Origin of the sequence: Pseudactinotalea sp. Z1739, from assembly GCF_049725055.1 — a bacterium.
Lineage (GTDB): Bacteria > Actinomycetota > Actinomycetes > Actinomycetales > Beutenbergiaceae > CALKWS01.
Map to the genome: position 1 here is coordinate 87209 of NZ_JBMPQA010000008.1, position 23616 is coordinate 110824.

Consider the following 23616-nt stretch of genomic DNA (forward strand, 5'->3'; position numbering starts at 1 on the left):
CCCGGGCCGGGCCGTCTCCTAGCCCTTGACCGCCCCCGCGGTCATGCCGCGCACGAAGTAGCGCTGCAGGGCGAAGAAGACGATCACGGGGACCAGCATCGAGATGAACGCCCCGGAGGAGAGCAGGTCCCACCGCTGGCCGTACTGGCCGATGAGGCCCTGCAACGCCACGGTGACCACCTCGTTGCGTCCCGAACCGATGAACAGCACCGCGATCAGCAGGTCGTTCCACACCCAGAGGAACTGGAAGATCGCGAAGGCGGCCAGCGCCGGCACGCTCATCGGCAGGATCAGGCGCCAGAACGTCTGATAGTGGCTGGCGCCGTCGATCTTGGCCGACTCGATCACGGCCTTGGGCAACGTGGACATGTAGTTGCGCAGGATGAACACCGCCAGCGGCATCCCGAACCCGGTGTGGGCCAGCCACACCGTGATGAACTCCCCGACCAGGCCGAACTGGTTGAACAGCTGCAGCAGTGGCATCAGCGCCACCTGGTTGGGCACCACGAGCAGGCCCACCACGAGGACGAACAGCCAATCCCGGCCCCGGAACTGCAGGAACGTGAAGGCGTAGGCCGCCATCGCCGCGATCAGGATGGGGATGATGGTGGCCGGGATGGTCACCACCAGGGAGTTGATGAAGGCGTTGCCCATGCCCGCATCCAGGACCTCCCGATAGGAGTTCAGCGTCCAGTCGTTGTCCCAGAACCGCAGGATCGCTCCCCACCAGGAGGTGCTGGTGGCATCCTCGCGGGTGCGGAAGGAGGTGACCAGCAGACCCAGAGTGGGGATGACGAAGCCGACGACGACGAGCGCCAGGGTGATGCGGACCGGCCAGTTGGCTCTGGACTCACCCGGCTCGGGACGCGACCTGGGGCGGGACCTGCCCGTCGGGGCGGCTTCTGCTACCGGAGGAACGGTCGAGGTACTCATCCCATGGCCTCCTGCTTCCGGAACTGCCGGACCTGGTAGATCATCACCGGGATCACCGCGATCATCAGCAGCACCACGATGGCCGCGGATTTGCCGTAATCACCCACATTGAACAGTTCGGCGAAGAATCGTCGTGCCACGACGTCGGTATTGTGCTGGCCCCCGGTCATCACGTAGACGATGTCGAAGATCTTCATGACCGCGATCAGAATCGTGACGAATACGGTGATCACCGTGCCCCAGATCTGCGGGATCACCACTTGGAAGAAAGCCTGTACTTCCGTCGCGCCGTCAATGCGTGCCGCTTCGATCGTTTCCTCCGGAACCGCTTTGATCGCCGAGGACAACAGCACCATCGCGAACCCGGTCTGCAACCAGATCAGGATGATCATGAGCAGGAAACTGTTCAGCCGGTAGTCCCGCATCTGCAGCCAGACCTGTGGTTGCCCGCCGATGCCGGTCCACAGGGCGTTCAGCAACCCGATCTGTTCGGTTCCACCGGGACGGAACTCATAGATGAACCGCCAGATCGTACTGGCCCCGACCATGGAGATCGCCATCGGTAGGAAGATCAGTGACTTGGTGACCTTCTCCCCGCGCGGGGCGAGCCGGTCGGTGAGCACCGCCACCAGCAACCCGATCACCACCGCCACGGTGGGCACCACCAGGATCCACAGCAGGGTGTTGATCATGGTCTGCTGGAACGCGGACTCGGTGAGCAGATCCACGTAGTTCTGCACCCCGACCCACTCGGTGGAGCGGGCGTTGGCGAAACTGAGGATGATCGTGCGCACGCCCGGGTAGAGCAGGAATAGTCCGATGAAGGCGATCGCCGGGCCGGCGAACACCCACGGCTTGAGCCTGCTGGACCAGCGTTCGGGAAGCCTCTCGACCAACCAGTTGAACACGAAGAACAGGATGAGCACCGCTCCGACGCCACCGGCGATGGCAAGGACGGCGTTGATGACTTTGATCATGGTGCGCCCTTTCCCAGGCGAGCACGGCGGCCGGGCGAGGCTTCACCGCCCGCCCGGCCGCCGTGGAGAATCACGGCCAGCTGTTCTCGATCTCGCTGAGAGCCTCCTCCAGTTCCACGCTCCCGGAGAGCCAGTCGACCATCGAGGTCCAGAACGTCCCGGTGCCCACCTGGGCGGGCATCAGGTCCGAACCGTCGAAGCGGAACACATCCGAGTCGGCGGCCAGTTCGGCCTGCTCGCGGAGCAGGTCGTTGGGGTAGAAGGAGGTGTCGAAGGAGACGTTCGGGGACAACCACCCACCGGATGCGGCGGAGTTCTCACCGAATGACGGTGCGGCGATCGCCTCCAGGGCTGCTGCGGCGTCGGGGTTGTCGCTCAGCAGCGCCATGTAGTCACCGCCGCCCAGCACGGGCTGTCCATCGAAGCCGCCCTCATAGGGAGGCAGCAGGAACACGCCGACCTCCTCATCGAGGTTCTCCAGGATCTCCGGAGGCCAGAAACTGGTGATGAAGTTGCCCTGGCGGTGCATCATGCAGCCCGGCTCGTCGGCGATCAGCGGGTTTGCGGCGTCACCGAAGTTCGTGGCGGTCAGGCCCTGCTGGCCACCGACCACGAAGCCCTCGGTCAGGGCGATCTCACCGAATGCCTCACCGGCTTCCACGACGACGGGGTCATCGAAGGGGATCTCATTGTTCACCCACTGGTCGTAGACATCCGGTCCACCCACCCGGAGCACGTACTCCTCCAGCCAGTCCGTTGCCGGCCAACCGGTGTCGGGTCCGGACTCGATGCCGATGCACCAGGGCGTCACACCGTCATCGACCATCTGCTGGCTCAGTTCCACCAGTTCCTGGTGCGATTCGGGGATGGTGTAGCCGGCGTCGTCGAACTCGGGGATCGGGTAGAAGACCAGTGACTTGACATTGATGGAGTAGGGGATGCCGTAGGTGGTGCCGTCCTCCGCGGTGCCGGTGTCCACCAGACCGTCGATCATGTCCCCGGACGCTGCGTCGAGGTCGAGAGCCTCGGAGAGTGGGATCAGGTGACCGTCGCCGGCCAGGTCCATCATCAGACCGGGCTGGGGGAAGATCGCGATGTCGGGTACGTTCCCGCCCTCGACGCGGGTGCGGATGATGGTGTCGAAGTCGGCCAGGGAGTTGAACTCCAGGTCGAGGTCGTGCTCCTCGGCCACCATCTCCAGGTCGGCTTCGAAAGCCTGTTGTTGTTCCCCGGAGAAGGCACCGACGATCTCTACCGGTCCACCGCTGGCACCGTTGCCGTTATCACCATTGCCTGTGTCGCCGGCGCCCCCGCCCCCGTTACCGCCGTTGCCCCCATCGGGGTCGTCGCTCAAGCACCCGGCTGCGAGTAGGCCCGTGGCGGCCACGACCGCCGCCAGGCGGACTGCTGCGCTTCGTTTCATTCCGGCTCCCTTGCTAGTGTCGATGCGCATGCTGGCTGATTGCACCCCCATGCGCACCCCTAGGCATACTCCTGTCCGGGCACCGGCGGGGTAAAACGGGCATAACCGTTTGACAACAAATATGGAAAGGGCATTCCCGACAGTTGCTGAGATATTCGGGATTGGGCCTAGTCGACCAAGCGGGCCCGGCCATCGGCCAGGTCGTATTCCACGCCGATGACGGCGCAGCGGCCCTCGGCGATGGCGTTCTCCAGACTCAGGGAGTAGGTGCGCAGCATCTGCACCGTGGCGCGGACATGCTGGCGGCGCAGGGCGTCGTCGTCGGGGATGTGGATCTGGCGCTGCAGGGCGGCATCCACCGGTGCTGCCCCCTCGTGCCCCCCGGATGGGGCGCCGGGCTCGGTCTCGGCGTGCCCAGCCCCCATGTCGCCGGCGGCCGACGGTGGCGTATCGGGGCGGGAGTGCCGATCCTGCTGGCCGGGCATGACCAGGCTGGGAATCACCCGGTCCACCACCGCGCGCACGAAGCCGCCGGGCATCTTCCCCGTGGTGAGGGCGTCGATCGCTGCCTGCAGGGCTCCGCAGTGGTCGTGACCCAGGACCACCACCAGCGGCACTCCCAGGACGTCAACGCCGTACTCGATGGACCCGATCACGGTGGTGTCCACGACGTGCCCGGCGGTGCGCACCACGAACAGGTCACCGAGGCCGCGGTCGAAGATCAGTTCGGCGCCGACCCGGGAGTCGGAGCAGCCGAAGATCACCGCGAACGGGTGTTGGCGGACCGAGACCTCACGACGGTGGTCCACGCCCTGGCTGGGGTGCGTCATCGTGCCTGCGACGAATCGATCGTTTCCCTCGCGCAGGGCCTGCCAGGCTGCTTCGGGGCTCACGGGTGCCTTGGGACTCATGCATCCTCCGCTCGTGGTGCTGGTGTGGATGTGCCGTGGCGGGCGAGCGACTGCTCCAACTCGTCGCGGCTGGGCGGGTTGGCTCCGGCACGGCTGACGGTGAGCGCGGCGGCTGCCGCGGCATGCGTCATCGCGGCCCGCAACCCGGTGGTACCGATGCGGTGCAGAGCGCGCCGACGGGACGCGCCGAGCAGGTCCGCCCGCCAGAGGGCATCGAGCAGGGCGGCCATGTAGGAGTCCCCGGCGCCGACGGTGTCCACCACGGACACCAAGGGGCTGGGAACCCTTACCTCCCCGGCGGCGCACAGGCCCACCGACTCCGAACCCCCACGGGTCACCACCACCAGTGCGGGTCCCCTGTGCGCCCAGTTCCGGGCGGAGGCGATCGGATCCTGTTCGGGGTAGAGCCAGGTCAGGTCCTCATCGGAGACCTTGACCACATCGGCGCTAGCCACCAGGGCCTCGATACGCTCCCGGGCCGGCCCGACCTCGCCCATGATGGTGGGCCGGACGTTGGGGTCGTAACTGATCGTGGCATGGGTGGCCCCGCCGTTGAGGAGGCGTGCCACCTCGTCCGCCCCAGGGGGCAGCGTCGCGGCGATGGACCCGGCGTGCAGCACCCGCACGTGCTCATCCACCGTGATGGCAGGTACCCGCCACTCCAGATCGAAGGTGTACTGTGCCGCCCCGTCCGAGTCCAACCGGGCCAGCGCCGTGGAGGTGCGCTCGGCACCGTCGGAGCCCCAGGTCAGGTCCACCCCGGCGCCGGTCAGGTGGGCGCGCACCAGATCTCCGTGTGCGTCCGAGCCGAACCAGGTGGACAACCTCACCGGGCGTCCCAACCGGGAGAGGCCGATCGCGACGTTCGCCGGTGATCCACCGGGGTGCTCGGTCACGTGCCCACCGGCGTCCCGGACCACATCGACCAGTGCCTCACCGACCACCAGTGCGCCCGGGGCAGCGATCACTGATCGCCCTCATCAGCCACTGGGGCGGACGATTGATCCGCGTCGGTTCCGTTCGCGTCGGGTTCGGCGGCGTGGTCCGCGCTGGCGGCAGCCAGTCGCTCCTTGGCCGCATCCAGCCAACCCTGGCACCGGTCGGCCAACGCCTCGCCCCGCTCCCACAGCGCCAGGGAGTCCTCCAGGGAGGCCGAGCCGTTCTCCAGGCTGGCTACCACCTGGGTGAGTTCATCGCGGGCCTGCTCGTAGGACAGGGTGTTGACGTCGGGACGTTGGCTGGGATCGGTCACGGCACTATCCAATCAGGTCGGTGCGGGGTCAGTGTGAGTCCGCCGGCGCCAGCGAGGCGCCGGCGTTCTCGGTGGGTTCTGCGGTCACGGCCACTTGGCCGCTCGTCGTCTCCTCGATCGCCGTCACGTCCAGGTGCAGTGCCCCGCTGGCCACCCGGGCGTGCAGGTCCTGCCCGACCTCGACGGCCCCGGCATCGCGGACAACCTGGCCGCTGCTGGTCCGAAGGACTGCGTATCCGCGATTCAGGGTGGACTGGGGGGAGAGCGCGCGCAGGCTCGCCCGGGCGGTGTGCAGGTCTGCTTGGGCCTGGGCAAGCACATGCCGGATGGCCTGGCGGGCGTCGCGCCGCGCACGCTGCAGGCCCTCCATGCGGGGGGTGATGATCGAGGTGGGGTCAGCCAGCACCGGGCGGGCCCGGATATTGGTCAGGTGTGCGCTCTCGTTGTCCAGGCGTTGGGCCAGACAGCGCCGCATCTGCTCGCGAGCGTCGTCGATCCGGGAGAGTTCGGCAGCCACCTCCGGCACCACGCGCTTGGCCGCCGCAGTGGGGGTGGAGGCGCGGTAGTCGGCGATCAGGTCCAGCAACGGGGTGTCGGTCTCGTGCCCGATGGCCGAAACTACCGGCGTGGTGGCCGCCCCGACCGCGCGCACCAGGGACTCGTTGGAGAAGGGCAGCAGGTCCTCCACGGACCCGCCACCGCGGGCGATGATGATCACGTCGACGTCCTCGCGAGCGTCGAGTTCGGCAAGCGCTGCGCTGACCTCGGGTACGCAGTTGGGGCCCTGCACCGCGACCTCGCGGATCTCGAAGCGCACATGCTCCCACCGGGCGCGGGCGTTGACGAGCACGTCGTGCTTGGCCTTGGCATCGCGTCCGCAGATCAGTCCGATGCGCGCCGGCAGGAACGGCAGCGGGTGCTTGCGCTCGGCATCGAAGAGCCCCTCAGCGGCCAGAATCTTCTTCAGGTGCTCGATCCTGGCGAGCAGTTCTCCGACCCCGATGGCGCGGATGTCCTGGGCCCGCAGGCTGAGCGTGCCCTTCTTGATCCAGAAGTTCGGCTTGGCGTGCACCACCACGTGCGCACCTTCGGCCACCGGGGCGGCGACGGAGGCGAGCAAGCGCTTGAGCATGGTCACGTTCAGGGACATGTCCACATCGGTGTCCCGCAACGTCAGGTAGGCGGTGGCGGAGGAATTGTGCTTGTTCAGCTGGACGATCTGTCCCTCGACCCACACCGGCGCCATCCGATTGACGTACTCGGCGATCTTGGTCGACAGCACCCGCACCGGCCAGGGGTGTTCGGCGGTGGTGTCCAGTGCCTTGGGGGGCAGGGCGCCGGGGTCGGGGGAGGTACTCATGGTCCTAGCCTGCCCCATCCCGGTGACAGTCGAAGCAACGGCACCACCGATGGCAGCGGCGGCCGTCTGCATCTGAGGGGCGGACACAGGACGATCACTGCGATGCCACCTAGACTGGAGGCGTGTCTGTAACCAAACGTGTGCTGCTCGCCGCTCCACGTGGCTACTGTGCGGGCGTCGACCGGGCTGTCGAAGCGGTCGAGCGGGCACTGGAGCACCACGGCGCACCGATCTATGTGCGCAAAGAGATCGTGCACAACAAGTTCGTGGTGGAGACCCTGTCCGAACGCGGCGCGATTTTCGTCGACGAGACCGATGAGGTCCCCGAAGGCGCCCGGGTGGTCTTCTCCGCCCACGGGGTCTCGCCGGCGGTGCACGCCGAGGCTGCCACACGCAATCTGGCCACCATCGATGCCACCTGCCCGTTGGTGACGAAGGTGCACAAGGAAGCGGTGCGCTTCGCCCGTAAGGACATGGACATCCTGCTCATCGGCCACGAAGGCCACGAGGAGGTCGAGGGCACCGCGGGCGAGGCGCCGGAGCACGTCCAGTTGGTCGACGGCCCGGACGCGGTGGACTCGGTGACCGTGCGGGACCCGGAGAACGTCGTGTGGCTGTCCCAGACCACGCTCTCGGTGGATGAGGTGATGGAGACCGTGCGCCGGCTGCGTGAGCGGTTCCCCGCGCTCCAGGACCCGCCCAGTGATGACATCTGCTACGCCACCCAGAACCGGCAGGTGGCGGTGAAGAAGATCGCCCCGCAGGTCGACGTCATGATCGTGGTCGGCTCGGCCAACTCCTCCAACTCCGTGCGCCTGGTCGAGGTGTCCCTGGAGGCGGGGGCGGGCGCGGCCTACCGGGTGGACCGGGTCCGGGAGTTGCAGGACGAGTGGCTCGAGGGCGCCACCACGGTGGGAGTGACCTCTGGTGCCTCGGTCCCGGAGATTCTGGTGCGCGAGGTGATCGAGCGCCTCGATGCGCTCGGTTTCTCCGACCTCGAGGAGGTCCGGACCGCGACCGAAGACCTGATGTTCTCCCTACCCAAGGAGTTGCGGGCGGACCTGAAGAAGGCCGGGAAACTCCAGCGCGGCCACCGCCCGGAGTTGCAGGTCAACGCCTCCTGAGAGGCCACCCGCGGCGTTGCGTGCTCAGGCGATCGCGGTTTCGGTGTCGCCGCCGGCGTGTTGCTCCTGGGGGTTCTCGTGTACGACCTTCTTGGCGACTGCGTCAGCGGATTCGACAAGTTTCGTTGTCTCATCGGCCCCGTCCAGATGCCGCTGTTGCGCTTCCTCGTCAGCGGCGGAGGCATAGAGGTCCTCCTTGTGCGCCGCTACGGCGAGTACTTCCAGGGGCGGCGGTACCTCGAAGGAGTCCTCCAATCCCTGGAGACCGGAGAACCGCCGTACCTGGGGCACCAGCCGGGAGTCCAATGAGGCGTTCATCTTGTTGAAGGCGTCCACGGTGCTGTTCAGGCTGCGGCTGACCTTCTGCAGGTGCTCGCCGAAGGTGGCCAGCCGCTTGTGCAGTTCCCGGCCCACGGTGAAGACCTGCTGTGCCTCGGCCGCGAGCAACTCCTGGCGCCAGGTGTAACCCACGGTTCGTAGCAGTGCGACCAGCGTGGGCGGGGTGGCGATGACCACGTTCTTGCCGAAGGCGTGTTCCAGCAGGGTGGGATCCTGCTCCAGCGCCGCGTTCAGGAAGGCCTCGGCCGGAACGAACATCACGGTGAACTCCGGGCTGCCGCTGATGTGCTCCCAGTAGGCCTTGGAGTCCAGATCGTCGATGTGCTTGCGCAGGTGCCGGGCGTGGGCCTTGAGCCGTTCGGCGCGGACCGATTCCTCGCGGGCCTCCATCGCTTCGAGGTAGCCGTTGAACGAGACCTTGGAGTCCACCACGATCTGCTTGTCCCCGGGCAGTTTCACCACCAGGTCCGGGCGCAGCGCCCCGCCGTCGAGTTGGTCCTGCTCGGTGAAGTCGACATGTTCGACCATTCCGGCAGCCTCGACCACGCGCCGTAGTTGCAGCTCACCCCAACGCCCGCGAATCTGCGGAGCACGCAAGGCGGTCACCAACTGGCCGGTCTCGGTGCGCAAGGAGTCGGAGGACTCGCGCATTGCCTGGACCTGCTGGTCAAGTGCGGTGTGGGCGGCGAGCCGGGCCTTCTCCGCGGACGTCATCTCGGCCTTCACCTCGCCCAGGGTCCGCTGCAACGGCTCCACCAGCGACTTGATGGCCTCCTCGCGCTTGGCCAGTTCGGAGACGCTGGACTCTTCGGCACGCTTGAGCCGCTCCGCAGCCTGCTGCAGGAACGACTCAGAGTTCGCCGCCAGTGCCTTGCGCGAGAGTGCTTCGAACTCGTCGGCCAAACGTTTGGTGTCCGCGCGCATCTCCTCCACTCGCTGCGCCGCAGCCTCACGCTCGGCGCGCAGTTGCTCGGCGAGTTCCCGCTCCCGGTCAGCGAGACGCTGGGCCAGCTCCTGCTCTCGCGCAACCAGCCGTTGCGCGGCTGTGTTTCGCTCCTCCTCCAGGCGAGCAGCGGCGTCGGACCGCTCGGTCTGCAGTCGTTCGACTGCGCTGTCGCGCTCAGCCCGGACCTGCTGATCGTGCATCTGCCGCACCGCGGCCAGCTCACGTTCTGCGGCCACCGCGCGGGCATTGAGTTGCCCGCTCTGGGCGGCGGCTCGCTGACGCGCCACCAAGAACCCGCCGGCAATGCCTAACAGCAGCGCCCCGACGATCAACAGCACGTGTGTGAACTCCATGCCCCCAGGCAACCACGAGCCACTGACATCGGGGCACCGACCGGCCGCAGACCCCTCACTTCGCCGTGGATCCGCTCCTACGGCAGGTACGCGCCGTCGTCGTTCATCGTCTGCATCACACCGGGTCCGCCGGTGCTGGTGCCGGCAAGTAGAATCACCCCACGTGGCCCTCACTATCGGAATCGCCGGCCTGCCCAACGTTGGCAAGTCCACCCTGTTCAACGCGCTGACCCGCGCGACCGTCCTGGCTGCGAACTACCCGTTCGCCACCATCGAGCCGAACATCGGCGTAGTGCCGCTGCCGGATGAGCGTCTTGGCGTCCTGGCAGAGATCTTCGGGTCCGAGCGGATCCTGCCTGCCACGGTCTCCTTCGTGGACATCGCCGGCATCGTCAAGGGCGCCAGCGAAGGGGAGGGGCTGGGGAACAAGTTCCTGGCCAATATCCGTGAAGCCGAGGCGATCTGTCAGGTCACCCGCGCCTTTGCCGATCCCGACGTGGTGCACGTGGACGGCAAGGTCTCCCCGGCTGATGACATCGAGACCATCAACACCGAACTGATCCTCGCCGACATCCAGACTCTGGAGAAGGCGATGCCGCGGCTGGAGAAGGAGGTGCGCGGTAAGCGGATCGAGGCTGAGGTGCTGGATGCCGCCCGGGGTGCGCTGGCGCTGCTGGAGACCGGGGTGACCATCTCCGCCGGTGGGGCGGCCGCCGGACTGGACCCGCAGGTGATCGCCCAGTTCGGGCTGATGACCGCCAAGCCGTTCATTTACGTGTTCAACACCGACGACGACGGGCTGGCCGATACGGAGATGCAGGAGCGGCTGCGCGAGATGGTCGCCCCGGCGTCGGCGATCTTCCTGGACGCGAAGTTCGAGGCCGAGTTGGTGGAGTTGGAACCTGAGGAGGCCGCAGAGATGCTGGGGGAGTCCGGTCAGGACGAGGCTGGGCTGGACCAGTTGGCCCGAGTGGGCTTCGATACCTTGGGTCTGCAGACCTACTTGACCGCCGGGCCGAAGGAGGCCCGGGCCTGGACCATCGGCAAGGGGTGGACTGCCCCGCAAGCGGCTGGGGTGATCCACACCGACTTCCAGAAGGGGTTCATCAAAGCCGAGGTGGTCTCCTTCGAGGACTTGGTCGCGGCGGGCTCGATGGCGGAAGCCAAGGCCCGCGGTCAGGTACGCATCGAGGGCAAGGACTACGTGATGGCCGACGGCGATGTGGTGGAGTTCCGGTTCAGCGTCTAAAAACGCCTCGCCGCCGGATCGATGGCTGTGCCCGCCGGTTGTAGCGCTCCCGGTACCGGACCCTGGTTCCTTTCGCTGGGCTATTAGGGCGGTGAACGAGGGTTCGAACTAGATCCGTCCACTCCCGATACAGGAGCCTTGAGCCATGAGTTTCTCTGTTTATCTTTCCGGCGAGATCCACACCGATTGGCGTGACGAGATCCAGCGCGGGGCGCAGGCCGCTGGGTTGGACATCACGTTCACCGCACCGGTGACCGACCACCCTGCGAGTGACGCCGCCGGAGACCATCTGGGCGAGACCGAAAGCCAGTTCTGGCGTGATCACCAGTCCGCCAAGGTCAATGCCATTCGCACGCGCACCCTGATTGAGCAGAGCGACCTGGTGGTGGTGCGCTTCGGGGACAAGTACAAGCAGTGGAACGCCGCTTTCGACGCCGGCTACTGCGCCGCCCTGGGCAAGCCCTACGTGACCCTTCACGACGCAGATATCGTCCATCCGCTCAAGGAGGTCGACGCCGAGGCGCGGGCGTGGTGCACGAACACCGACCAGGTGGTGGAGACCCTGCGGTACGTGCTCAAGGCGTGAGGCTGTAGACCCGGGTATCACGCACGCAAATTCGCCGGCGACTGCGTTCCCCGGCAGAAGTGGCAAGTGCCTGTCGCCTGCCGTCCTTGTCAGCCGTTCGCGCGGACAGGAGAGTTCCAACACCTGCGTCGCACGCGTGCTACGCTGGTGGGATGAGCATGGTCGAGCCCCAGGTCGAGAGTCTGTCGCAGCGTCAGTTGCGCAACGAGTCCGGCCGCGTGCTGCGCGCGGTGAGCGAGGGTCACTCCTTCGTCCTGACCAATAGCGGGGTGCCTGTGGGCCGGATCGTGCCGCTGGACGCGCACGCCCCCGCGTTGACGATCGCTCGCCCGGCGCGGCGCGAGGGTGGTTGGTCGGCGCTGGCCATCCAGCGCAAGACCACGAAACGGAGTCTCGCCGAAACCCTCGACGATCTGCGTGGGGACCGGCTGTGACCACTCGTCTCGTCGTCTACGTTGATACTTCTGCTCTCGGCGCGCTGCTGATCGACCAGCCCGAAAGTCCCGCCCTCCTGGAATGGCTCGACCACACCCCGGCCACGCTGGTCTCCAGCGATCTACTCGAGACCGAGTTGCGCCGCGTCGCCGTTCGGGAGGGTCTCGACCAGTCCGACGTGACGAGCGTCCTCGACGGCGTCGCGCTCGCCGCCCTGGACCGGGCGGTTTACCGTAGCGCCGGGTTCCTGCCGATGCCGTACCTGCGCACTCTGGACGCGCTGCATCTTGAGGCCGCGATGCGACTCGACGCCTCGGCAGTCCTCACCTATGACCGCAGGCTTGGCGAGGCCGCCCGGTCCGCGGGGTTCGACGTGATCGCGCCCCGGCGTAACCTCGGCGACGGGCATACGCAGCCACGCCGTGACCGCTGAGCGGGATCACGTCGTCGGGTACGTCGGTCGAGCAACTGGGGTGGGCAGATGTCGCTCACGCTCAAGTGACAGTAGGCATCCAACGAGCGACAGCATGGATCCAGTGGGGCAACTGCTGAAGAACAGCGACGTGCCCCGACGCCTCGAGTTTCCGCACATCGGCCGCCGGCAGCAAAGCGGCGAGTCGTTCCGCGTGATGGGCGGGGATGAGACAGTCGGACGCTGCATGGAACACACTGACTCTGCTGGTGATCTGATCGAGGTCGACGCCCCATGGCACGACGAATGCGAGATCGTCGTCGATCTCGCCGGACGCGCTGCCTGCGGCGGTCGCTGCTTGGGCGTCTTCACCGATACCCGCCCAGGAACCCGACAGTGCCTCCCAATCGGCTTCCGTGAAACTGCCGGGATCGAACTCGGCCGTGCGCTGATAGCGCTCCCTCGCACTGCGTCCTTCGGCGGCAGAGCGCAGGCCGCCCCCGTTGTTCGCCATACCTGTGAACCAATCCGGCGTCCGGTCATAGGGTGCGGGGCAGGCGAAGGTCGCGACATGGCTCACCCGATCGGGAACAAGCGCTGCCAGGCCGAGCGCGTGCGGACCGCCACCCGAGTATCCGGCCGTGACCACGCGATCGATACCAAGCCGCTCCAGCACCTCGATCACGTCCGCCGCAGTGTCGGAGACCGTGCGACCAAGACGTCGAGGCGATCCGGCGAAGCCGGGACGGGTCACCGACACCAGACGTAGCCCCGCACCAGCGGCTAGGGCGTGTCTGCTAAAGATTTCGAGGCTGGTCAGCGATCGTGGAGCTCATGGTTCGTGATGGAGTGATTAGTGATGAGTTGTGGGCGGCCCTGACGCCGGCGTTGCCACAGGATTCGGGCCGGCGTGGTCGTCCGTGGAACGACCACCGGGTGATGCTGGAGGGGATCATCTGGCGGTTTCGCACCGGTTCGCCCTGGCGGGATCTGCCGGTGAAGTTCGGGCCGTTCCAGAGCGTGTGGGAACGGCACAAGCGGTGGTCACAAGACGGCACCTACACCCAGATGCTGGCCGCTGTGCAGCAGGAAGTGGGCCTGGACCCCAAGGAGGCGGAGGCGATTTTGTCGATCGACTCCACCAGTGTGCGTGCCCATCAGCACGCGGCCGGTGCCCGCCGGGACTCGGTTGTCACGGACCCAGAGCAGGACACAGGGGGCAGAATCGAATGACAAGAATTCTCGCCTCGTGCCCGGTGAGCCGCCGGATCATGCCCTGGGTCGCTCCCGCGGCGGGCTGACCACCAAGGTCCACGTATTGGCCGATGCCTCCTGCACTCCGGTGCTGGCCCTGGCCGGTGCGGGCCAAGGTGGAGACAACCCGATGCTCGCCCCGCTGGTGCAGGCCCTGCTGACCACCGGGGCCAGGGGCGACTTTCGTCTGCTGGCAGACAAGGCCTACTCCCACCCCAGTACCCGGATATATCTGCGCGCCAAGGGCATCAAGCACACCATTCCCGAACGATCCGACCAGATCGCTCGCCGCAAGGCCAAGGGCTCCAAAGGTGGACGTCCACCGGGCTTCGACGCCGAGGTCTACAAGTTACGCAATACCGTCGAGCGAGCCATGAACCGGCTCAAACAGTGGCGGGGCCTTGCCACTCGATACGACAAGTACGCCATCACCTACCTTGGCGGCATCACTCTGGCGATGATCATCGGGACCTACCGGGCCAAGAAATAGCAGACATGCCCTAGTCGGGCGATCGCCGCCGGATGCTTCCCGGTGTGTGGTGTGCCGTAGTGCATGACGAGCGCTGGCGCGCCCGGGGCCGTGGAGCCCGCGTGGTGGACCGCGACGTCGCGACCATCTTTAAGTTGGGAGTCTTGCCGCTCACCCATGCCGCCCCGCCCATCCAACTCTTCTCGGAAGTCCTCGTCGCACGGGCACAGGGTCGTGCACCTTGCCGCGCTGAACCTATCGCGCCCAGGGCCCGTGGAGATCGCTTCAGCTGCCTTCAAGGACTGCTTGTCCTGGCCCGTTGCAGGCCGTGATGGCGAGGACGCTCCAGTTCGTGCTGTCTCTCACGGCCGGGAGAGGACGATTCCTCCGCGTAACGTTGACAGCGCTCCGAAAGACGCTGGAGGGTGCCAGCCCATGAGCATGATCGTCTTCTGTCCGATCACCTTCAATCTCGCCGAGGTGACGCGCATGATCGAGGTCGCCCGAGCGTTGGACCCCCGCCACCGTGCCGTGTTCCAGGGCTATGAGCAGGACTTCGCTCATCTCATCATCGGTGCGGGCTTCGAGTATCGCGCGAGCGAACCCGCGTTCACCGAAGTGGAGCGCCGGCAGGCGCTGCGTTTCGATCAGGGCAAGACGCTGAGATCTCCCTTCACCGATGACCTGGTCGCAGCGCGGGTCGATGCCGAGCGGCGGTTCATCCGCGAGGTGGATGCCGCGGCCGTCGTCATTGGCACGAATCCGACCTCGATGATCTCCGCGCGCGCCGAAGGTGTGCCCCTGTTCTACCCCGTCCCGTTCGCCCTGACCCGCCCGCAGGTCGAGCAGGTTGATCGGATCGGACTCGTTCGCGGGACTGGTGCGGTCGCCGGAAGTGCCGACGCTGTCGCGACCCGTCTGTTGCGCTGGGCGTACAACCACGCGCCACTTGCGCCGAGGGCCTTCGCACGAGTCGCGGTCGCCAACGGGCTGGCGCCGCTGCGCACCATAGCGTCGCTGCTCGAGGCGGATCACAACCTTCTCACCGTCATGGGGTGGGAACTGGAGGGCTTCTCACTTCCACCGGGCTATGCGCGCGCCGGCCCGATCTTCGCGCAACTCGACGGCGATCTCCCGCCCATCGTCGCCGACCTTGCCGCCGAGGAGAGACCTCTTGTCTATCTGGGGCTCGGCTCGTCGGCCCACCGCGACCTCGCTCTGGCCGCGGCGGCCAGGCTCGGTGAACTGCCCGTGAATGTCATTGCGCCGATCCGGCACTATCTCGCTCCCGATGACCGCCTGCCCGCGAACGTTCACGTGACCGATCTCCTTCCCGCACACCGCCTCGGCGGTCTCGTCGACGCCGCCGTGCTGCACGGCGGGCAGGGAACCGTCCAGACCGCGTGCGCGACCGGCATCCCCTTCGTGGGGCTCGGGCTCCAGCCGGAGCAGGTCTGGAATATCGACCAGTGCGTCGCACAGGGCAATGCGATTGCGCTGTCGCCGAAACGAGCCGGCACCCGGCATCTGAAGGAGGCCGTCGAACGCATCCTTGCCGATGACGGCGTGCGTGCATCGGCCGATCGCGTCGCGCATGCGTTCCGCGACGAAGACGGCGGTGCCGTCGCGGCACGATATATCGAAGCGCAGATCGCTTCGATCGAGCGTTGAGGAATCCGACCGCCCGCCTTGAGCATGACCGGCGGTTTCAGGGCTGCCGGGGCCGGTACTTCAGGTGCGTCACCTCAGGACCTTCGGCCACCCGGACGATGTCGAATTCCACGGCAGCGTTCCCGAGGCTGTCGAACAGGCGGCGTCCGTGGCCGAGCAGGACGGGGACCAGGTGGATCTGGAGTTCCTCCAGCAGGCCGCTTTGCAGGCCCTGCTGAATGGCGCCCCCGCCGTGCAGTCCTACGGCTTTGCCCGCGGCGGCAGCGGTGGCCCGCTGTACGGCGGCTTCGAAACCGTCGGTGACGAAGTGGAAGGTGGAGCCTTCGCGCACGTCGTCGGGGCGGGCGTGATGGGTCAGGACGAAGATGGGCATCTCGAATGGCGGGTGGGGCCCCCAGATGGCTTCGGCGTGCTGGTAACTGTCATGCCCCATCACCAGGGCGCCGGTGCGGTCGAACTCCGGGCCCAGCACGTCGTCGGCGGTGAGTTGGTTCCTGTCGGCGACGTCGTGGGCGAACCAGCCGTGTAACGACGCCCCGCCGCTGCCCATCGGGCTCTCCGGGTCCGGGTCCGGGCCGGTGTAGAACCCGTCGAGGGAGACGCTCAGGCTGGCGATGACGGTCATGCTTGCGCTCCGACCTGGGCGTGTTCAGGAACGACGGCGTCGCGCCCGGCCACCACGGCGGCCCGCAGTGAGTTGTCAAACTCCAGCGGGGACATCTCCACGGACAGGACGCCGCTTTTCGTCACCGTGCTGTGCTGCAGGTGAAGGCCGTAGGCGGGACCGTCCCCGTCGAACAGGCTAGCACCGCCGCCCACGACGACGGGGGCGATCAGGAAGCGGTAGATGTCGATCAACCCGGCCTCGTGCAGAGTGCGGGCCAGGCGGATGCTCCCGTGAACCTGCAGTTCACGGTCGTCGTCGGCCTCCTTGAGCCGTCCGATGTCATCGAGGAAGCCGGAGCCGAGCGGCGTGCTGGTGTCGGCCCAGGTGGCACCCAGTGCCGAGGAGGTCACCACGTACTTGTGCCGGTGGTTGATGCGATCGGCGACGGCGTCCGCGGGGTCGGTGACATGGGGCCAGTGGGTTGCGAAGGTGTCGAAGGTACGCCGTCCCAGCAGCAGGGCACCGCAGCGCTCGTACCACCCATTGACCGCCTCGCCGCATCCATCGTCGAAGACGGGCATGAGCCAGCCTCCGCGGTGGAACTCCCCGCGTGTGTCCTCCTCCGCGCTGCCCGGACCTTGGCTGACCCCGTCAAGGGTCATGAAGAGATTGACGCTCAATTTCATGGTGCATGCCTTTCTGTGGCTTGACTGGGTTGGGGGATCAGGGAGTGCCGGCGGTATCGGCCAGCGGGACATGGAAGGCGCGGATGAAGTCGTCGAAGGCGGCAGGAGGTCCGGTGTGGCGGACGGCCCCGGAACTCAGCGCATCAGCGGGTGTCATTCGGCCGGCGAGCAGCAGGCGAAGTTGCGGGCCGGTGCGGATCGTCAGGTCCGGCGGGCCACCGGGTTCGCCTTCGCCGACGATGGCCCGGTCGGGTTCAACAATCGCCCAGGCGCTCGCAGGACCGGCATGGACCGCGTATGTCGTCACGACCCGCACCGCGCCGGGGCGGAAGGCTGCCCGCAGGGCTGCCGCTAGCGAGGCATCGGTAATCACGTCGTCGTCGGCCGGTGAGACCATCGTCGCCGCTCCCCATCTCCCGATCGCATCAAGGATGGGGAGGAGTTCCTGTCCGTGCGGGGTGAGTCCGTAGAGCACACCCCCACCCGGCCGGTCCTGCGCCGTGCGGTGAATGACGCCCGCCGACTGCAACTCACGCAGCCGCGTGGTCAGCACACTGGTCGGAATTCCCGGTAAGCCCTCCAGCAGGTCCTTGAACCGGCGAGGTCCGATGCTCAGGTCGCGCAGGATGAGCAACGACCAGCGCTCACCCAGCACACTGCCGGCCTTGGCAAGGCCGCAGAACTGGCCGTAATCCTTCATGGATTCATATTACGAAGTGCACTCCATAAATGCAAGCACCGTGCACGTTGGGGGCGCGGTTCCGCTTGTGGCGAGATGTCGGGGAGGTCGTCGTCGTGACCGGCGCCGAGGTCTCAACTGCCCTGCAGTCCCACGTGGAACTCACTACGGTGGTGGGAATACTGTCCAATGATCGGCTCAACGATGACGACGGAGATCGACTCAAGCCGCTACGCCGGGCTACGGAGGTACAACATCACGGCCGCGGTCGTGCACGCGGCCCAGGCGGTCGCGGTGGTGCTGCTCGCGACCGACTTCACCCTGCCGATCACCGCCAGTTACCTCGCCGGTCCGCCCGGCAGCCCCCCGGGTGAGGCGGTCACGCTGTGGGACGTCCCGATTCCGCTGGCGATCGCGACGTTCCTGGTTCTGTCTGCGCTGTTCCACGTCATCGTGGCCTCCCCACCATTCTTCGGCCGCTACCGAGCGGGGCTGGCGCAGAGGCACAACTACTTCCGCTGGGTGGAGTACGCGCTATCCAGTTCGCTGATGATCGTGATCATCGCCCAGTTGGTCGGCATCTCCGACGTGGTGGCGCTGGTGGCGCTGTTCGGCGTCAACGCCTCGATGATCCTGTTCGGCTGGCTGCAGGAGCGCTACCACGAGCCAGGCGACGGCGGATGGCTGCCGTTCATCTTCGGCTGCTTTGCCGGGGTGGTGCCCTGGGTCGGCATCGTCATCTACACACTTGCCCCGGGCTCTACCACCGGGGCCGAGCCACCCGGCTTCGTTTACGGGATCATCGTCTCGCTGTTCCTCTTCTTCAACGTGTTCGCGTTGGTGCAGTGGCTCCAGTACCGCCCGGTCGGCCGGTTCCGGGACTACCTACTGGGGGAGCGGCTCTACATCACGCTCAGTCTCACCGCCAAGTCCGCACTCGCATGGCAGATCTTCGCCGGCACCCTCGCCGCCTGAGCCTATGACCCGAGGACCGACGGACATGAAGGACTTCGTCACGTCGCTTCTGCCCGCGCTCTCGCGGAGCCTGGCCGAACAGTTCAACATCTTTCGGGTAATGCACCACGGCACGCACGAGAAGCAACTCTCCAACGTTTTCGCCTGGCTATTGACCCCCGATTCGACCCATCAGCTCGGGGACACTTTTCAACGGATCTTCCTCGAGAAAGTCAATGCCGCGTTGCCGAGCGACGGTCAGATGCCCGCTCTCGGCTACCGCGTTGTGCAGGAAGTCGTGACCAGAGGGGACGAGGGGGTCGCAGGCGAAACTGACAAGGACATCGCCGACATTGTCCTCTCGCGACCCGATGCTGCCATCGTCGTCGAGAACTATGGGACTTCCGACGGGCACGGGCACAGCTACCAGCGGTACCTCGCCCACGGAACTGCGGGCGGAAGACCGGCCACCGTTGTTCTGCTCTGCCACCGCCGTGAGGCCCACTTGCAGCGAGACGGCTGGGAGAAGGCCGTTGTCGTGACCTATGCCGAGATATTGACTGACCTGCAGTCTCACGTCGACCGTGATCGGTTGTGGTGCCAGCAGCATCCCGATCAACTCTTCTTCATTCGACAGATGGTTCAACAATTCGTGGAAGGCCCAGCGGCAGTGAATGTCGACGACCAGATCTCCTTCATCAAGGCCATGTGCGAGACCGGGGAGTCGGCGCGGTACGGGCATCGGCCTCGGAGCCGGGTGACGCAGGAGTTTGCCGACCTCGTCGCCGAGCATGCACGGCTGCAGTTCGAGGAGAGCCTCAAAGCGCTCGCGAACGTGAAGGCCGGGCTGCGGAGTTTCGCTCGGTCGACACTGATGGAGCAGATGAATGCGAGGGTCGAGCGGGGGCGGATCGAGAAGGTCGTGACAAGATTCGTCGGCCAGTGGGAGTGGTGCATCGAGTTACAACGCGCCGATGGGCAGCCCGCCATCTTCCTTGAGTTCGGACCCACTGCGGTCGTCGAGAATGAGCGCGCGCCGGTGCCGATTGGTGAACCCGACTACTCCCGTATATTCGTGACTATTGAAAACGCCGAACGGGAAAGCATTGCGCGGATCGTGCAGACCGACGTGAGTCTTGCCGAGGTCATCGACGGCCTGTCGCGGGACGATGGCCGGCTGCGGGACGCCGTGCTGGCGGTGGAACTCGGAACTTGACGGGAGTTCAAACGCATTCACCTGAGGCAGCTCAGGCCATTGGGCGGCCTGCTCGAGGCGCTGAGCCGACCGGCCCGGTCAGCGCAGCACGGTGGCACCGGTCCATCCGGGCTCAGCCGGTCCCGGTCTCATCCCGCAGCCGCGGTTCGACCCGGTGCTCAGGCCGCACCCCGGACTTGTCGGCGTAGAAGCCACGGATCCGCTCCATGTCCTTGGCGACATCACCGGTCAACTCGAAGGTCGGCCCCAGGCCGGTCGTCATGGTGGTGCGATCGACGTAGCCAAGGGTCACCGGCATCCCCGTCTCCCGGGCGATGCGGTAGAACCCCGACTTCCAGTGCGTGTGCCCGCTGCGGGTCCCGTCGGGGGTGACCACGAGCCCGAACACCTCGCCGGCGCGGACCCGCTGGACCACCTCACCCACCACGCGGCTGGGGTCGGACCGGTCCACGGGAATACCGCCCAGTGCCCGCATGATCGGGCCCCGCCAGCCTCGGAACAGACTGTTCTTGCCCAACCAGCGCACGTCGACGCCCAACCGCCAGGCGATGCCCAGCATGAACGCGAAGTCCCAGTTGGAGGTATGCGGGGCGCCGATGAGGATGGTGGGACGGTCCGGCGCGGGAGAGGTGGACAGTCTCCACCGGCTGAGTGACCAGAACGCGCGGGCCACGAGGCGTCGAAGCATGGTCCTACGCTAGATGGTCCTTGACCCGTTGGCCCGCGCGCGTGATGCAGCCCACCAGCGGCCACGAAGTGCCGAGGTTGTGGCTCAGATGTCCGGGTCAGGTCGCTCGAAGAAGTCGAACCGGATGGCCTTGGGCATCACGTGCACGGCCTTGAAGTCCGGACCTCCGGTGACCTTGTGCCACTCGCCGGAGGGCACCACGAAGGCATCGCCGGGTGCCAGATCGTGTCGGGTCTCAGCGAACTCGATGGTGCATCGCCCCTCAGTGACCACGAGTACCGACTCGTCCGTGGCGGTGTGGCCGGGGAATGCGGTGCCGGAGGTGCCCTCCATCCGCTTGGCGGCCATCACCGAACCTTCGTCCAGTGGAGTCAACCTCCTCATACTGTTCCTCCGGGGGTGGTACCCAGACCCCGCGCTGCATCGGCGTGTTCCAGCGCTCTGTAGGTCGCCTCGAAGGCCTCGCACCCATCGCCGGGCACCGCATAGTTGCCAGTCACCGCGCGCAGTTCGTCGAAGAGTGCAGCGACCTGGCCGGCGCTACTTGCTTGCTGGACCTGCTCGGTGAGTTCGCGCACCCGGGTCAGTTCTGGGTGGTGCTCCCCGTGCACCCGCTCAATGAGCGGAGCGAACTGAGCAGCGGTCGCCATGTGTCCCTCGGCCATCGGTAGAGGCCTCCCGTCCTTGTCTCGGCTATGTCCTCAACGTATGCGGAGAGCGAGAGAGGAGCCTTGACGCGGATCAAGCCATGACGACGGCGGATCCGTAGGCAACGTCAGGAGACGGGAGTTGATCGGCCAGGTCGGCGAGGTTCTCAGCGTGAAAGTCGAACCGATCTGTGGATGCGGGCGGGTCGCCGACAGGCCGGGCCACATAGGCGGTTCGCATTCCGAGTTTCTGCGCACCACGCAGATCCCAGGCATGGGCTGCGACCATGAGCAACCGCTGCGGCTCTGCTCCAGCGGCTGCGACAGCGAGTTCGTAGACCGACGGGTCTGGTTTGTACGTCCGCGCGTCCTCGGCTGAGAGCGCCTGATGCCAACGAAGTCCCGCGTGGAAGTTGAGGCCCAGGAGTGCCGACCGACTTGCGTTGGAAAGCCCGATCAGTGGACGTTGCACCGCCAGCCGGGCAAGGCCGGCCACGGTGTCGGGCCAGGGCGACAGGCACCGGCCGGACCGGGCGAGGCGGGCGAGGGCGGCAGCATCTTCGACTCCGACCGCGTCGGCAACATGTTGAGCGGCTTCGCGGTCCAGCTCATGGCTTGCGGCATATGGCCGCTCGCCTGCGACGATGAGTCGTTGCTCGTGATCGACATGCCTCTGCCACAACGCGACCAATTCAGACACAGCCGCCTCATCGTGTGATGGGGCGAGAACACGAATGCCTGCGCCGATTCCGGAGGGTTCGTCAACGAGTGTGCCAAGGACGTCGACGACGATGGCTTCGATGTCTGGAAATCCCATGCGCACAGTGTTGCAGGGCGGAGGCGAGGTCCCAGCACCAGGATCGCGAATCGCCACTCCGGGTCGCCCCCTTGGTGCTCGTCGGCGTCCTCGCGGCCGGTGGCGTCCCGAGCCCGGCTCCGGTCGCGGACCATGCGGTTGAGCGTGTCTTCACACCCTGGCCGTGTCGCGGACCGCAGTCCATGCCTCAGTCGCGCGCTGTTCTTCGGCACATGAGGATGCCCCGGGCACCGTGCCCGGGGCATCCTCATTCCACCAGCATCGCTGGTCCGGTTACCTCATGCGGCGAGGCCGAGGCCACCGAGTATGCGGTTGAGTAGGTTGGTGATGGCGTTGACCGGGTTGCCGGGGCTGTCGAAGAGCCCGACGACCGCGCACAGGAGGTTGCCCAGCAGGTTGCCCGCGCCCGGCACCGCGGTGATGTCCAGTTCGATCGGGGACAGGTCAACCTGCAGGCCTAGAACATCCAGGAAGATGGGGCCCAGGTCCACATTCTTCGGAAGAATGTGGTATGGCACGTTAGCCGCCCGCCCGAACTTCACTCCGGTCGCGGACGCATGCGGTTACGCTTGATCTGCGATCGCAACCGCTTCCCCTCCAGTCGCCGGCGCTGGGAGCCGCGGGTGGGTCTGGTCGGGCGCCGCCGGACCGGAGGCACCACCGCCTCCCGCAGCAGGGCGGACATGCGCTCCCGGGCTGCGACCCGATTGCGTCGCTGGGAGCGATGCTCGGCCGCGTCGACGGTCAGCACCGTCCCGGAGAGGCGGGTGCCGAGCCGGTTCAGGGCTCGCTTGCGCTGAATGTCGCTCAGGGCGGTCGTGGCGCTGATATCGAGGCTGAGTTGAACCCGCGAGTCCGTGGTGTTCACGCCCTGGCCGCCGGGCCCGGAGGCGTGGGAGAACCGCTCGAGCAACTCTGCCGCCGGCACCGTGATCCCGGCCGGTGCGCCCGGCCCTGGGGGTACGTGCAGGTCATCCACGCCGGTCAGTATGACCCACGGGGTTCGCCGGGGGCCGCTCGCTAGGGTCTTGCCATGCGCAACGAGACGGGTGGCCGGCTCCAGGTGGTGTGCGGGCCGATGTTCGCCGGCAAGTCCGAGGAACTGCTGCGCCGGGTGCGCCGGGCTCGGCTCGCCGGGCTGGCCGTGGAGGTGGTCAACCACAGCCTGGATGAGCGCCACGGCGCCGGCCAGGTCGCCTCGCACGACGGCGGGCGCATCCCCTCCCGGGCGGTACCGGACGTCGCTGCGCTGCGCGATCTCCTCACCGGGCGTGACCTGGACCTGCTGGCCATCGATGAGGCGCAGTTCTTCGGTCCAGACCTGGTCCCCACGGTCGGTGACCTGGTCGCCGAGGGGATGACCGTCGTCGTCGCCGGTCTGTGTGTGACCTACGACGGCCGGCCGTTCGAGCCGCTGCCCGCCCTGATGGCACTGGCCGAGGACGTGGTGAAACTGAGCGCGGTGTGTTCGGTCTGCGGGCGCGACGCCGCCTTCCACCAGCGGGTGGAGGAGGACGACGGCGAGGACGCCCTGGTCCCCAGCGTCACCGCCATCGGCGGTACTGAGACCTACCAGGCCCGCTGCCGACGCCACCTCGGGCTCGGGGCTTGACGGCGGCCCTCGCGTG

At 66.8% G+C, this 23616-nt stretch carries 27 protein-coding genes and 1 pseudogene; 10 read left to right on the top strand and 18 right to left on the bottom strand.

All coding sequences use genetic code 11. The features are described 5' to 3' along the window. Positions 1 to 18: 18 nt before the first annotated feature. From ACO0LV_RS11810 to xseA, 7 genes are all read right to left on the bottom strand, one after another. Positions 19 to 933 carry a carbohydrate ABC transporter permease gene (locus tag ACO0LV_RS11810; protein ID WP_424788099.1) on the bottom strand — a complete coding sequence of 305 codons (915 nt, stop codon included), beginning with the start codon at positions 931 to 933 and terminating at the stop codon, positions 19 to 21. Next, the gene (locus ACO0LV_RS11815) at positions 930 to 1910 is read right to left on the bottom strand and encodes a carbohydrate ABC transporter permease (RefSeq protein WP_424788100.1); all 981 of its coding nucleotides are present in this window, start codon (positions 1908 to 1910) and stop codon (positions 930 to 932) included. Before ACO0LV_RS11815 ends, ACO0LV_RS11810 begins: the two co-directional genes overlap by 4 nt. A gap of 70 nt (positions 1911 to 1980) precedes the next feature. Then, entirely contained in the window at positions 1981 to 3333 is a 1353-nt protein-coding gene (locus ACO0LV_RS11820) for an ABC transporter substrate-binding protein (RefSeq protein WP_424788101.1), read from the bottom strand. Between the two features lie 167 nt (positions 3334 to 3500). Beyond that, complete coding sequence (locus ACO0LV_RS11825; RefSeq protein WP_424788102.1) at positions 3501 to 4244, bottom strand: carbonic anhydrase; 744 nt, start codon at positions 4242 to 4244, stop codon at positions 3501 to 3503. Next, entirely contained in the window at positions 4241 to 5212 is a 972-nt protein-coding gene (locus tag ACO0LV_RS11830; RefSeq protein WP_424788103.1) for a carbohydrate kinase family protein, read from the bottom strand. The genes ACO0LV_RS11825 and ACO0LV_RS11830 overlap by 4 nt, the downstream gene beginning before the upstream one ends. Beyond that, on the bottom strand, positions 5209 to 5496 hold the full coding sequence (locus ACO0LV_RS11835; RefSeq protein ID WP_424788104.1) for an exodeoxyribonuclease VII small subunit: 288 nt from the start codon (positions 5494 to 5496) through the stop codon (positions 5209 to 5211). Before ACO0LV_RS11835 ends, ACO0LV_RS11830 begins: the two co-directional genes overlap by 4 nt. 28 nt (positions 5497 to 5524) lie before the next feature. Next, positions 5525 to 6856, bottom strand: a complete 1332-nt coding sequence (gene xseA / locus ACO0LV_RS11840; RefSeq protein WP_424788105.1) for an exodeoxyribonuclease VII large subunit — start codon at positions 6854 to 6856, stop codon at positions 5525 to 5527. A gap of 122 nt (positions 6857 to 6978) precedes the next feature. Here xseA and ACO0LV_RS11845 point away from each other — a divergent pair, with 122 nt between their 5' ends. Continuing rightward, positions 6979 to 7980 (top strand): 4-hydroxy-3-methylbut-2-enyl diphosphate reductase, encoded by a 1002-nt coding sequence (locus tag ACO0LV_RS11845; RefSeq protein WP_424788106.1) that lies wholly within the window; start codon positions 6979 to 6981, stop codon positions 7978 to 7980. 24 nt (positions 7981 to 8004) lie between these two features. Here the strand turns inward: ACO0LV_RS11845 and rmuC are convergent, their stop codons facing one another. Next, positions 8005 to 9618: a DNA recombination protein RmuC gene (gene rmuC / locus ACO0LV_RS11850; RefSeq protein WP_424788107.1), complete on the bottom strand. Its 1614-nt coding sequence runs from the start codon at positions 9616 to 9618 to the stop codon at positions 8005 to 8007. A gap of 163 nt (positions 9619 to 9781) precedes the next feature. Between rmuC and ychF the strand changes: the two genes are divergently transcribed. The 4 genes from ychF (at position 9782) to ACO0LV_RS11870 (ending at position 12321) form a co-directional block, all read left to right on the top strand. Next, positions 9782 to 10867 (top strand): redox-regulated ATPase YchF, encoded by a 1086-nt coding sequence (gene ychF / locus ACO0LV_RS11855; protein ID WP_424788108.1) that lies wholly within the window; start codon positions 9782 to 9784, stop codon positions 10865 to 10867. 145 nt (positions 10868 to 11012) lie between these two features. Beyond that, positions 11013 to 11453, top strand: coding sequence for a YtoQ family protein (locus tag ACO0LV_RS11860; protein WP_424788109.1), 441 nt, complete (start codon positions 11013 to 11015; stop codon positions 11451 to 11453). Between the two features lie 152 nt (positions 11454 to 11605). Then, positions 11606 to 11887 carry a type II toxin-antitoxin system Phd/YefM family antitoxin gene (locus ACO0LV_RS11865; RefSeq protein ID WP_424788110.1) on the top strand — a complete coding sequence of 94 codons (282 nt, stop codon included), beginning with the start codon at positions 11606 to 11608 and terminating at the stop codon, positions 11885 to 11887. After that, positions 11884 to 12321 (top strand): type II toxin-antitoxin system VapC family toxin, encoded by a 438-nt coding sequence (locus tag ACO0LV_RS11870; RefSeq protein WP_424788111.1) that lies wholly within the window; start codon positions 11884 to 11886, stop codon positions 12319 to 12321. The genes ACO0LV_RS11865 and ACO0LV_RS11870 overlap by 4 nt, the downstream gene beginning before the upstream one ends. A 61-nt stretch (positions 12322 to 12382) precedes the next feature. Here the strand turns inward: ACO0LV_RS11870 and ACO0LV_RS11875 are convergent, their stop codons facing one another. Next, positions 12383 to 13120 carry an alpha/beta fold hydrolase gene (locus tag ACO0LV_RS11875; RefSeq protein WP_424788215.1) on the bottom strand — a complete coding sequence of 246 codons (738 nt, stop codon included), beginning with the start codon at positions 13118 to 13120 and terminating at the stop codon, positions 12383 to 12385. 14 nt (positions 13121 to 13134) lie between these two features. On the opposite strand from ACO0LV_RS11875, the pseudogene ACO0LV_RS11880 reads away from it, so the two are divergent. Together ACO0LV_RS11880 and ACO0LV_RS11885 are read left to right on the top strand one after the other, a co-directional pair. Then, positions 13135 to 14044: pseudogene (locus ACO0LV_RS11880) on the top strand (IS5 family transposase). A gap of 414 nt (positions 14045 to 14458) precedes the next feature. Continuing rightward, complete coding sequence (locus ACO0LV_RS11885) at positions 14459 to 15694, top strand: glycosyltransferase (protein ID WP_424788112.1); 1236 nt, start codon at positions 14459 to 14461, stop codon at positions 15692 to 15694. 37 nt (positions 15695 to 15731) lie between these two features. Here the strand turns inward: ACO0LV_RS11885 and ACO0LV_RS11890 are convergent, their stop codons facing one another. The 3 genes from ACO0LV_RS11890 to ACO0LV_RS11900 form a co-directional block, all read right to left on the bottom strand. Continuing rightward, entirely contained in the window at positions 15732 to 16319 is a 588-nt protein-coding gene (locus ACO0LV_RS11890) for a dihydrofolate reductase family protein (protein WP_424788113.1), read from the bottom strand. After that, positions 16316 to 16963, bottom strand: coding sequence for a dihydrofolate reductase family protein (locus tag ACO0LV_RS11895; RefSeq protein ID WP_424788114.1), 648 nt, complete (start codon positions 16961 to 16963; stop codon positions 16316 to 16318). Before ACO0LV_RS11895 ends, ACO0LV_RS11890 begins: the two co-directional genes overlap by 4 nt. Positions 16964 to 17024: 61 nt before the next feature. Further along, positions 17025 to 17687 carry a winged helix-turn-helix transcriptional regulator gene (locus tag ACO0LV_RS11900; protein WP_424788115.1) on the bottom strand — a complete coding sequence of 221 codons (663 nt, stop codon included), beginning with the start codon at positions 17685 to 17687 and terminating at the stop codon, positions 17025 to 17027. Between the two features lie 183 nt (positions 17688 to 17870). On the opposite strand from ACO0LV_RS11900, the gene heR reads away from it, so the two are divergent. Both heR and ACO0LV_RS11910 read left to right on the top strand, forming a co-directional pair. Beyond that, a complete protein-coding gene (gene heR / locus ACO0LV_RS11905) occupies positions 17871 to 18641 on the top strand; it encodes a heliorhodopsin HeR (RefSeq protein ID WP_424788116.1) in 771 nt (256 codons plus the stop codon). Between the two features lie 25 nt (positions 18642 to 18666). Beyond that, on the top strand, positions 18667 to 19836 hold the full coding sequence (locus ACO0LV_RS11910; protein ID WP_424788117.1) for a PD-(D/E)XK nuclease family protein: 1170 nt from the start codon (positions 18667 to 18669) through the stop codon (positions 19834 to 19836). Between the two features lie 112 nt (positions 19837 to 19948). On the opposite strand, the gene ACO0LV_RS11915 is transcribed toward ACO0LV_RS11910, so the two are convergent. From ACO0LV_RS11915 to arfB, 6 genes are all read right to left on the bottom strand, one after another. After that, positions 19949 to 20524: a 1-acyl-sn-glycerol-3-phosphate acyltransferase gene (locus tag ACO0LV_RS11915; protein WP_424788118.1), complete on the bottom strand. Its 576-nt coding sequence runs from the start codon at positions 20522 to 20524 to the stop codon at positions 19949 to 19951. A gap of 84 nt (positions 20525 to 20608) precedes the next feature. After that, positions 20609 to 20908 carry a cupin domain-containing protein gene (locus tag ACO0LV_RS11920; RefSeq protein WP_424788119.1) on the bottom strand — a complete coding sequence of 100 codons (300 nt, stop codon included), beginning with the start codon at positions 20906 to 20908 and terminating at the stop codon, positions 20609 to 20611. Further along, on the bottom strand, positions 20905 to 21174 hold the full coding sequence (locus ACO0LV_RS11925; RefSeq protein WP_424788120.1) for a hypothetical protein: 270 nt from the start codon (positions 21172 to 21174) through the stop codon (positions 20905 to 20907). Before ACO0LV_RS11925 ends, ACO0LV_RS11920 begins: the two co-directional genes overlap by 4 nt. 91 nt (positions 21175 to 21265) lie before the next feature. Then, positions 21266 to 21988 (bottom strand): haloacid dehalogenase type II, encoded by a 723-nt coding sequence (locus tag ACO0LV_RS11930; RefSeq protein WP_424788121.1) that lies wholly within the window; start codon positions 21986 to 21988, stop codon positions 21266 to 21268. A gap of 278 nt (positions 21989 to 22266) precedes the next feature. Next, positions 22267 to 22479, bottom strand: a complete 213-nt coding sequence (locus ACO0LV_RS11935; RefSeq protein WP_424788122.1) for a hypothetical protein — start codon at positions 22477 to 22479, stop codon at positions 22267 to 22269. A 47-nt stretch (positions 22480 to 22526) separates the two neighbouring features. Then, on the bottom strand, positions 22527 to 22967 hold the full coding sequence (gene arfB / locus ACO0LV_RS11940) for an alternative ribosome rescue aminoacyl-tRNA hydrolase ArfB (RefSeq protein ID WP_424788123.1): 441 nt from the start codon (positions 22965 to 22967) through the stop codon (positions 22527 to 22529). Between the two features lie 54 nt (positions 22968 to 23021). Between arfB and ACO0LV_RS11945 the strand changes: the two genes are divergently transcribed. Further along, entirely contained in the window at positions 23022 to 23600 is a 579-nt protein-coding gene (locus ACO0LV_RS11945; RefSeq protein WP_424788124.1) for a thymidine kinase, read from the top strand. The last annotated feature ends 16 nt before the right edge of the window (positions 23601 to 23616 follow it).

Excerpts from the sequence above, each read along its gene's own strand:
- ACO0LV_RS11930 (WP_424788121.1), bottom strand. The coding sequence starts at position 21,988 with ATGGGATTTCCAGACATCGAAGCCATCGTCGTCGACGTCCTTGGCACA.
- xseA (WP_424788105.1), bottom strand. The coding sequence starts at position 6,856 with ATGAGTACCTCCCCCGACCCCGGCGCCCTGCCCCCCAAGGCACTGGAC.
- ACO0LV_RS11885 (WP_424788112.1), top strand. The coding sequence starts at position 14,459 with ATGAGCATGATCGTCTTCTGTCCGATCACCTTCAATCTCGCCGAGGTG.
- ACO0LV_RS11915 (WP_424788118.1), bottom strand. The coding sequence starts at position 20,524 with ATGCTTCGACGCCTCGTGGCCCGCGCGTTCTGGTCACTCAGCCGGTGG.
- rmuC (WP_424788107.1), bottom strand. The coding sequence starts at position 9,618 with ATGGAGTTCACACACGTGCTGTTGATCGTCGGGGCGCTGCTGTTAGGC.
- ACO0LV_RS11820 (WP_424788101.1), bottom strand. The coding sequence starts at position 3,333 with ATGAAACGAAGCGCAGCAGTCCGCCTGGCGGCGGTCGTGGCCGCCACG.
- ACO0LV_RS11910 (WP_424788117.1), top strand. The coding sequence starts at position 18,667 with ATGAAGGACTTCGTCACGTCGCTTCTGCCCGCGCTCTCGCGGAGCCTG.
- ACO0LV_RS11860 (WP_424788109.1), top strand. The coding sequence starts at position 11,013 with ATGAGTTTCTCTGTTTATCTTTCCGGCGAGATCCACACCGATTGGCGT.
- ACO0LV_RS11900 (WP_424788115.1), bottom strand. The coding sequence starts at position 17,687 with ATGAAGGATTACGGCCAGTTCTGCGGCCTTGCCAAGGCCGGCAGTGTG.
- heR (WP_424788116.1), top strand. The coding sequence starts at position 17,871 with ATGACGACGGAGATCGACTCAAGCCGCTACGCCGGGCTACGGAGGTAC.
- ACO0LV_RS11895 (WP_424788114.1), bottom strand. The coding sequence starts at position 16,963 with ATGACCCTTGACGGGGTCAGCCAAGGTCCGGGCAGCGCGGAGGAGGAC.
- ACO0LV_RS11920 (WP_424788119.1), bottom strand. The coding sequence starts at position 20,908 with ATGAGGAGGTTGACTCCACTGGACGAAGGTTCGGTGATGGCCGCCAAG.
- ACO0LV_RS11945 (WP_424788124.1), top strand. The coding sequence starts at position 23,022 with ATGCGCAACGAGACGGGTGGCCGGCTCCAGGTGGTGTGCGGGCCGATG.
- ACO0LV_RS11815 (WP_424788100.1), bottom strand. The coding sequence starts at position 1,910 with ATGATCAAAGTCATCAACGCCGTCCTTGCCATCGCCGGTGGCGTCGGA.
- ACO0LV_RS11865 (WP_424788110.1), top strand. The coding sequence starts at position 11,606 with ATGAGCATGGTCGAGCCCCAGGTCGAGAGTCTGTCGCAGCGTCAGTTG.
- ACO0LV_RS11825 (WP_424788102.1), bottom strand. The coding sequence starts at position 4,244 with ATGAGTCCCAAGGCACCCGTGAGCCCCGAAGCAGCCTGGCAGGCCCTG.
- ACO0LV_RS11925 (WP_424788120.1), bottom strand. The coding sequence starts at position 21,174 with ATGGCGACCGCTGCTCAGTTCGCTCCGCTCATTGAGCGGGTGCACGGG.
- ACO0LV_RS11890 (WP_424788113.1), bottom strand. The coding sequence starts at position 16,319 with ATGACCGTCATCGCCAGCCTGAGCGTCTCCCTCGACGGGTTCTACACC.
- ACO0LV_RS11810 (WP_424788099.1), bottom strand. The coding sequence starts at position 933 with ATGAGTACCTCGACCGTTCCTCCGGTAGCAGAAGCCGCCCCGACGGGC.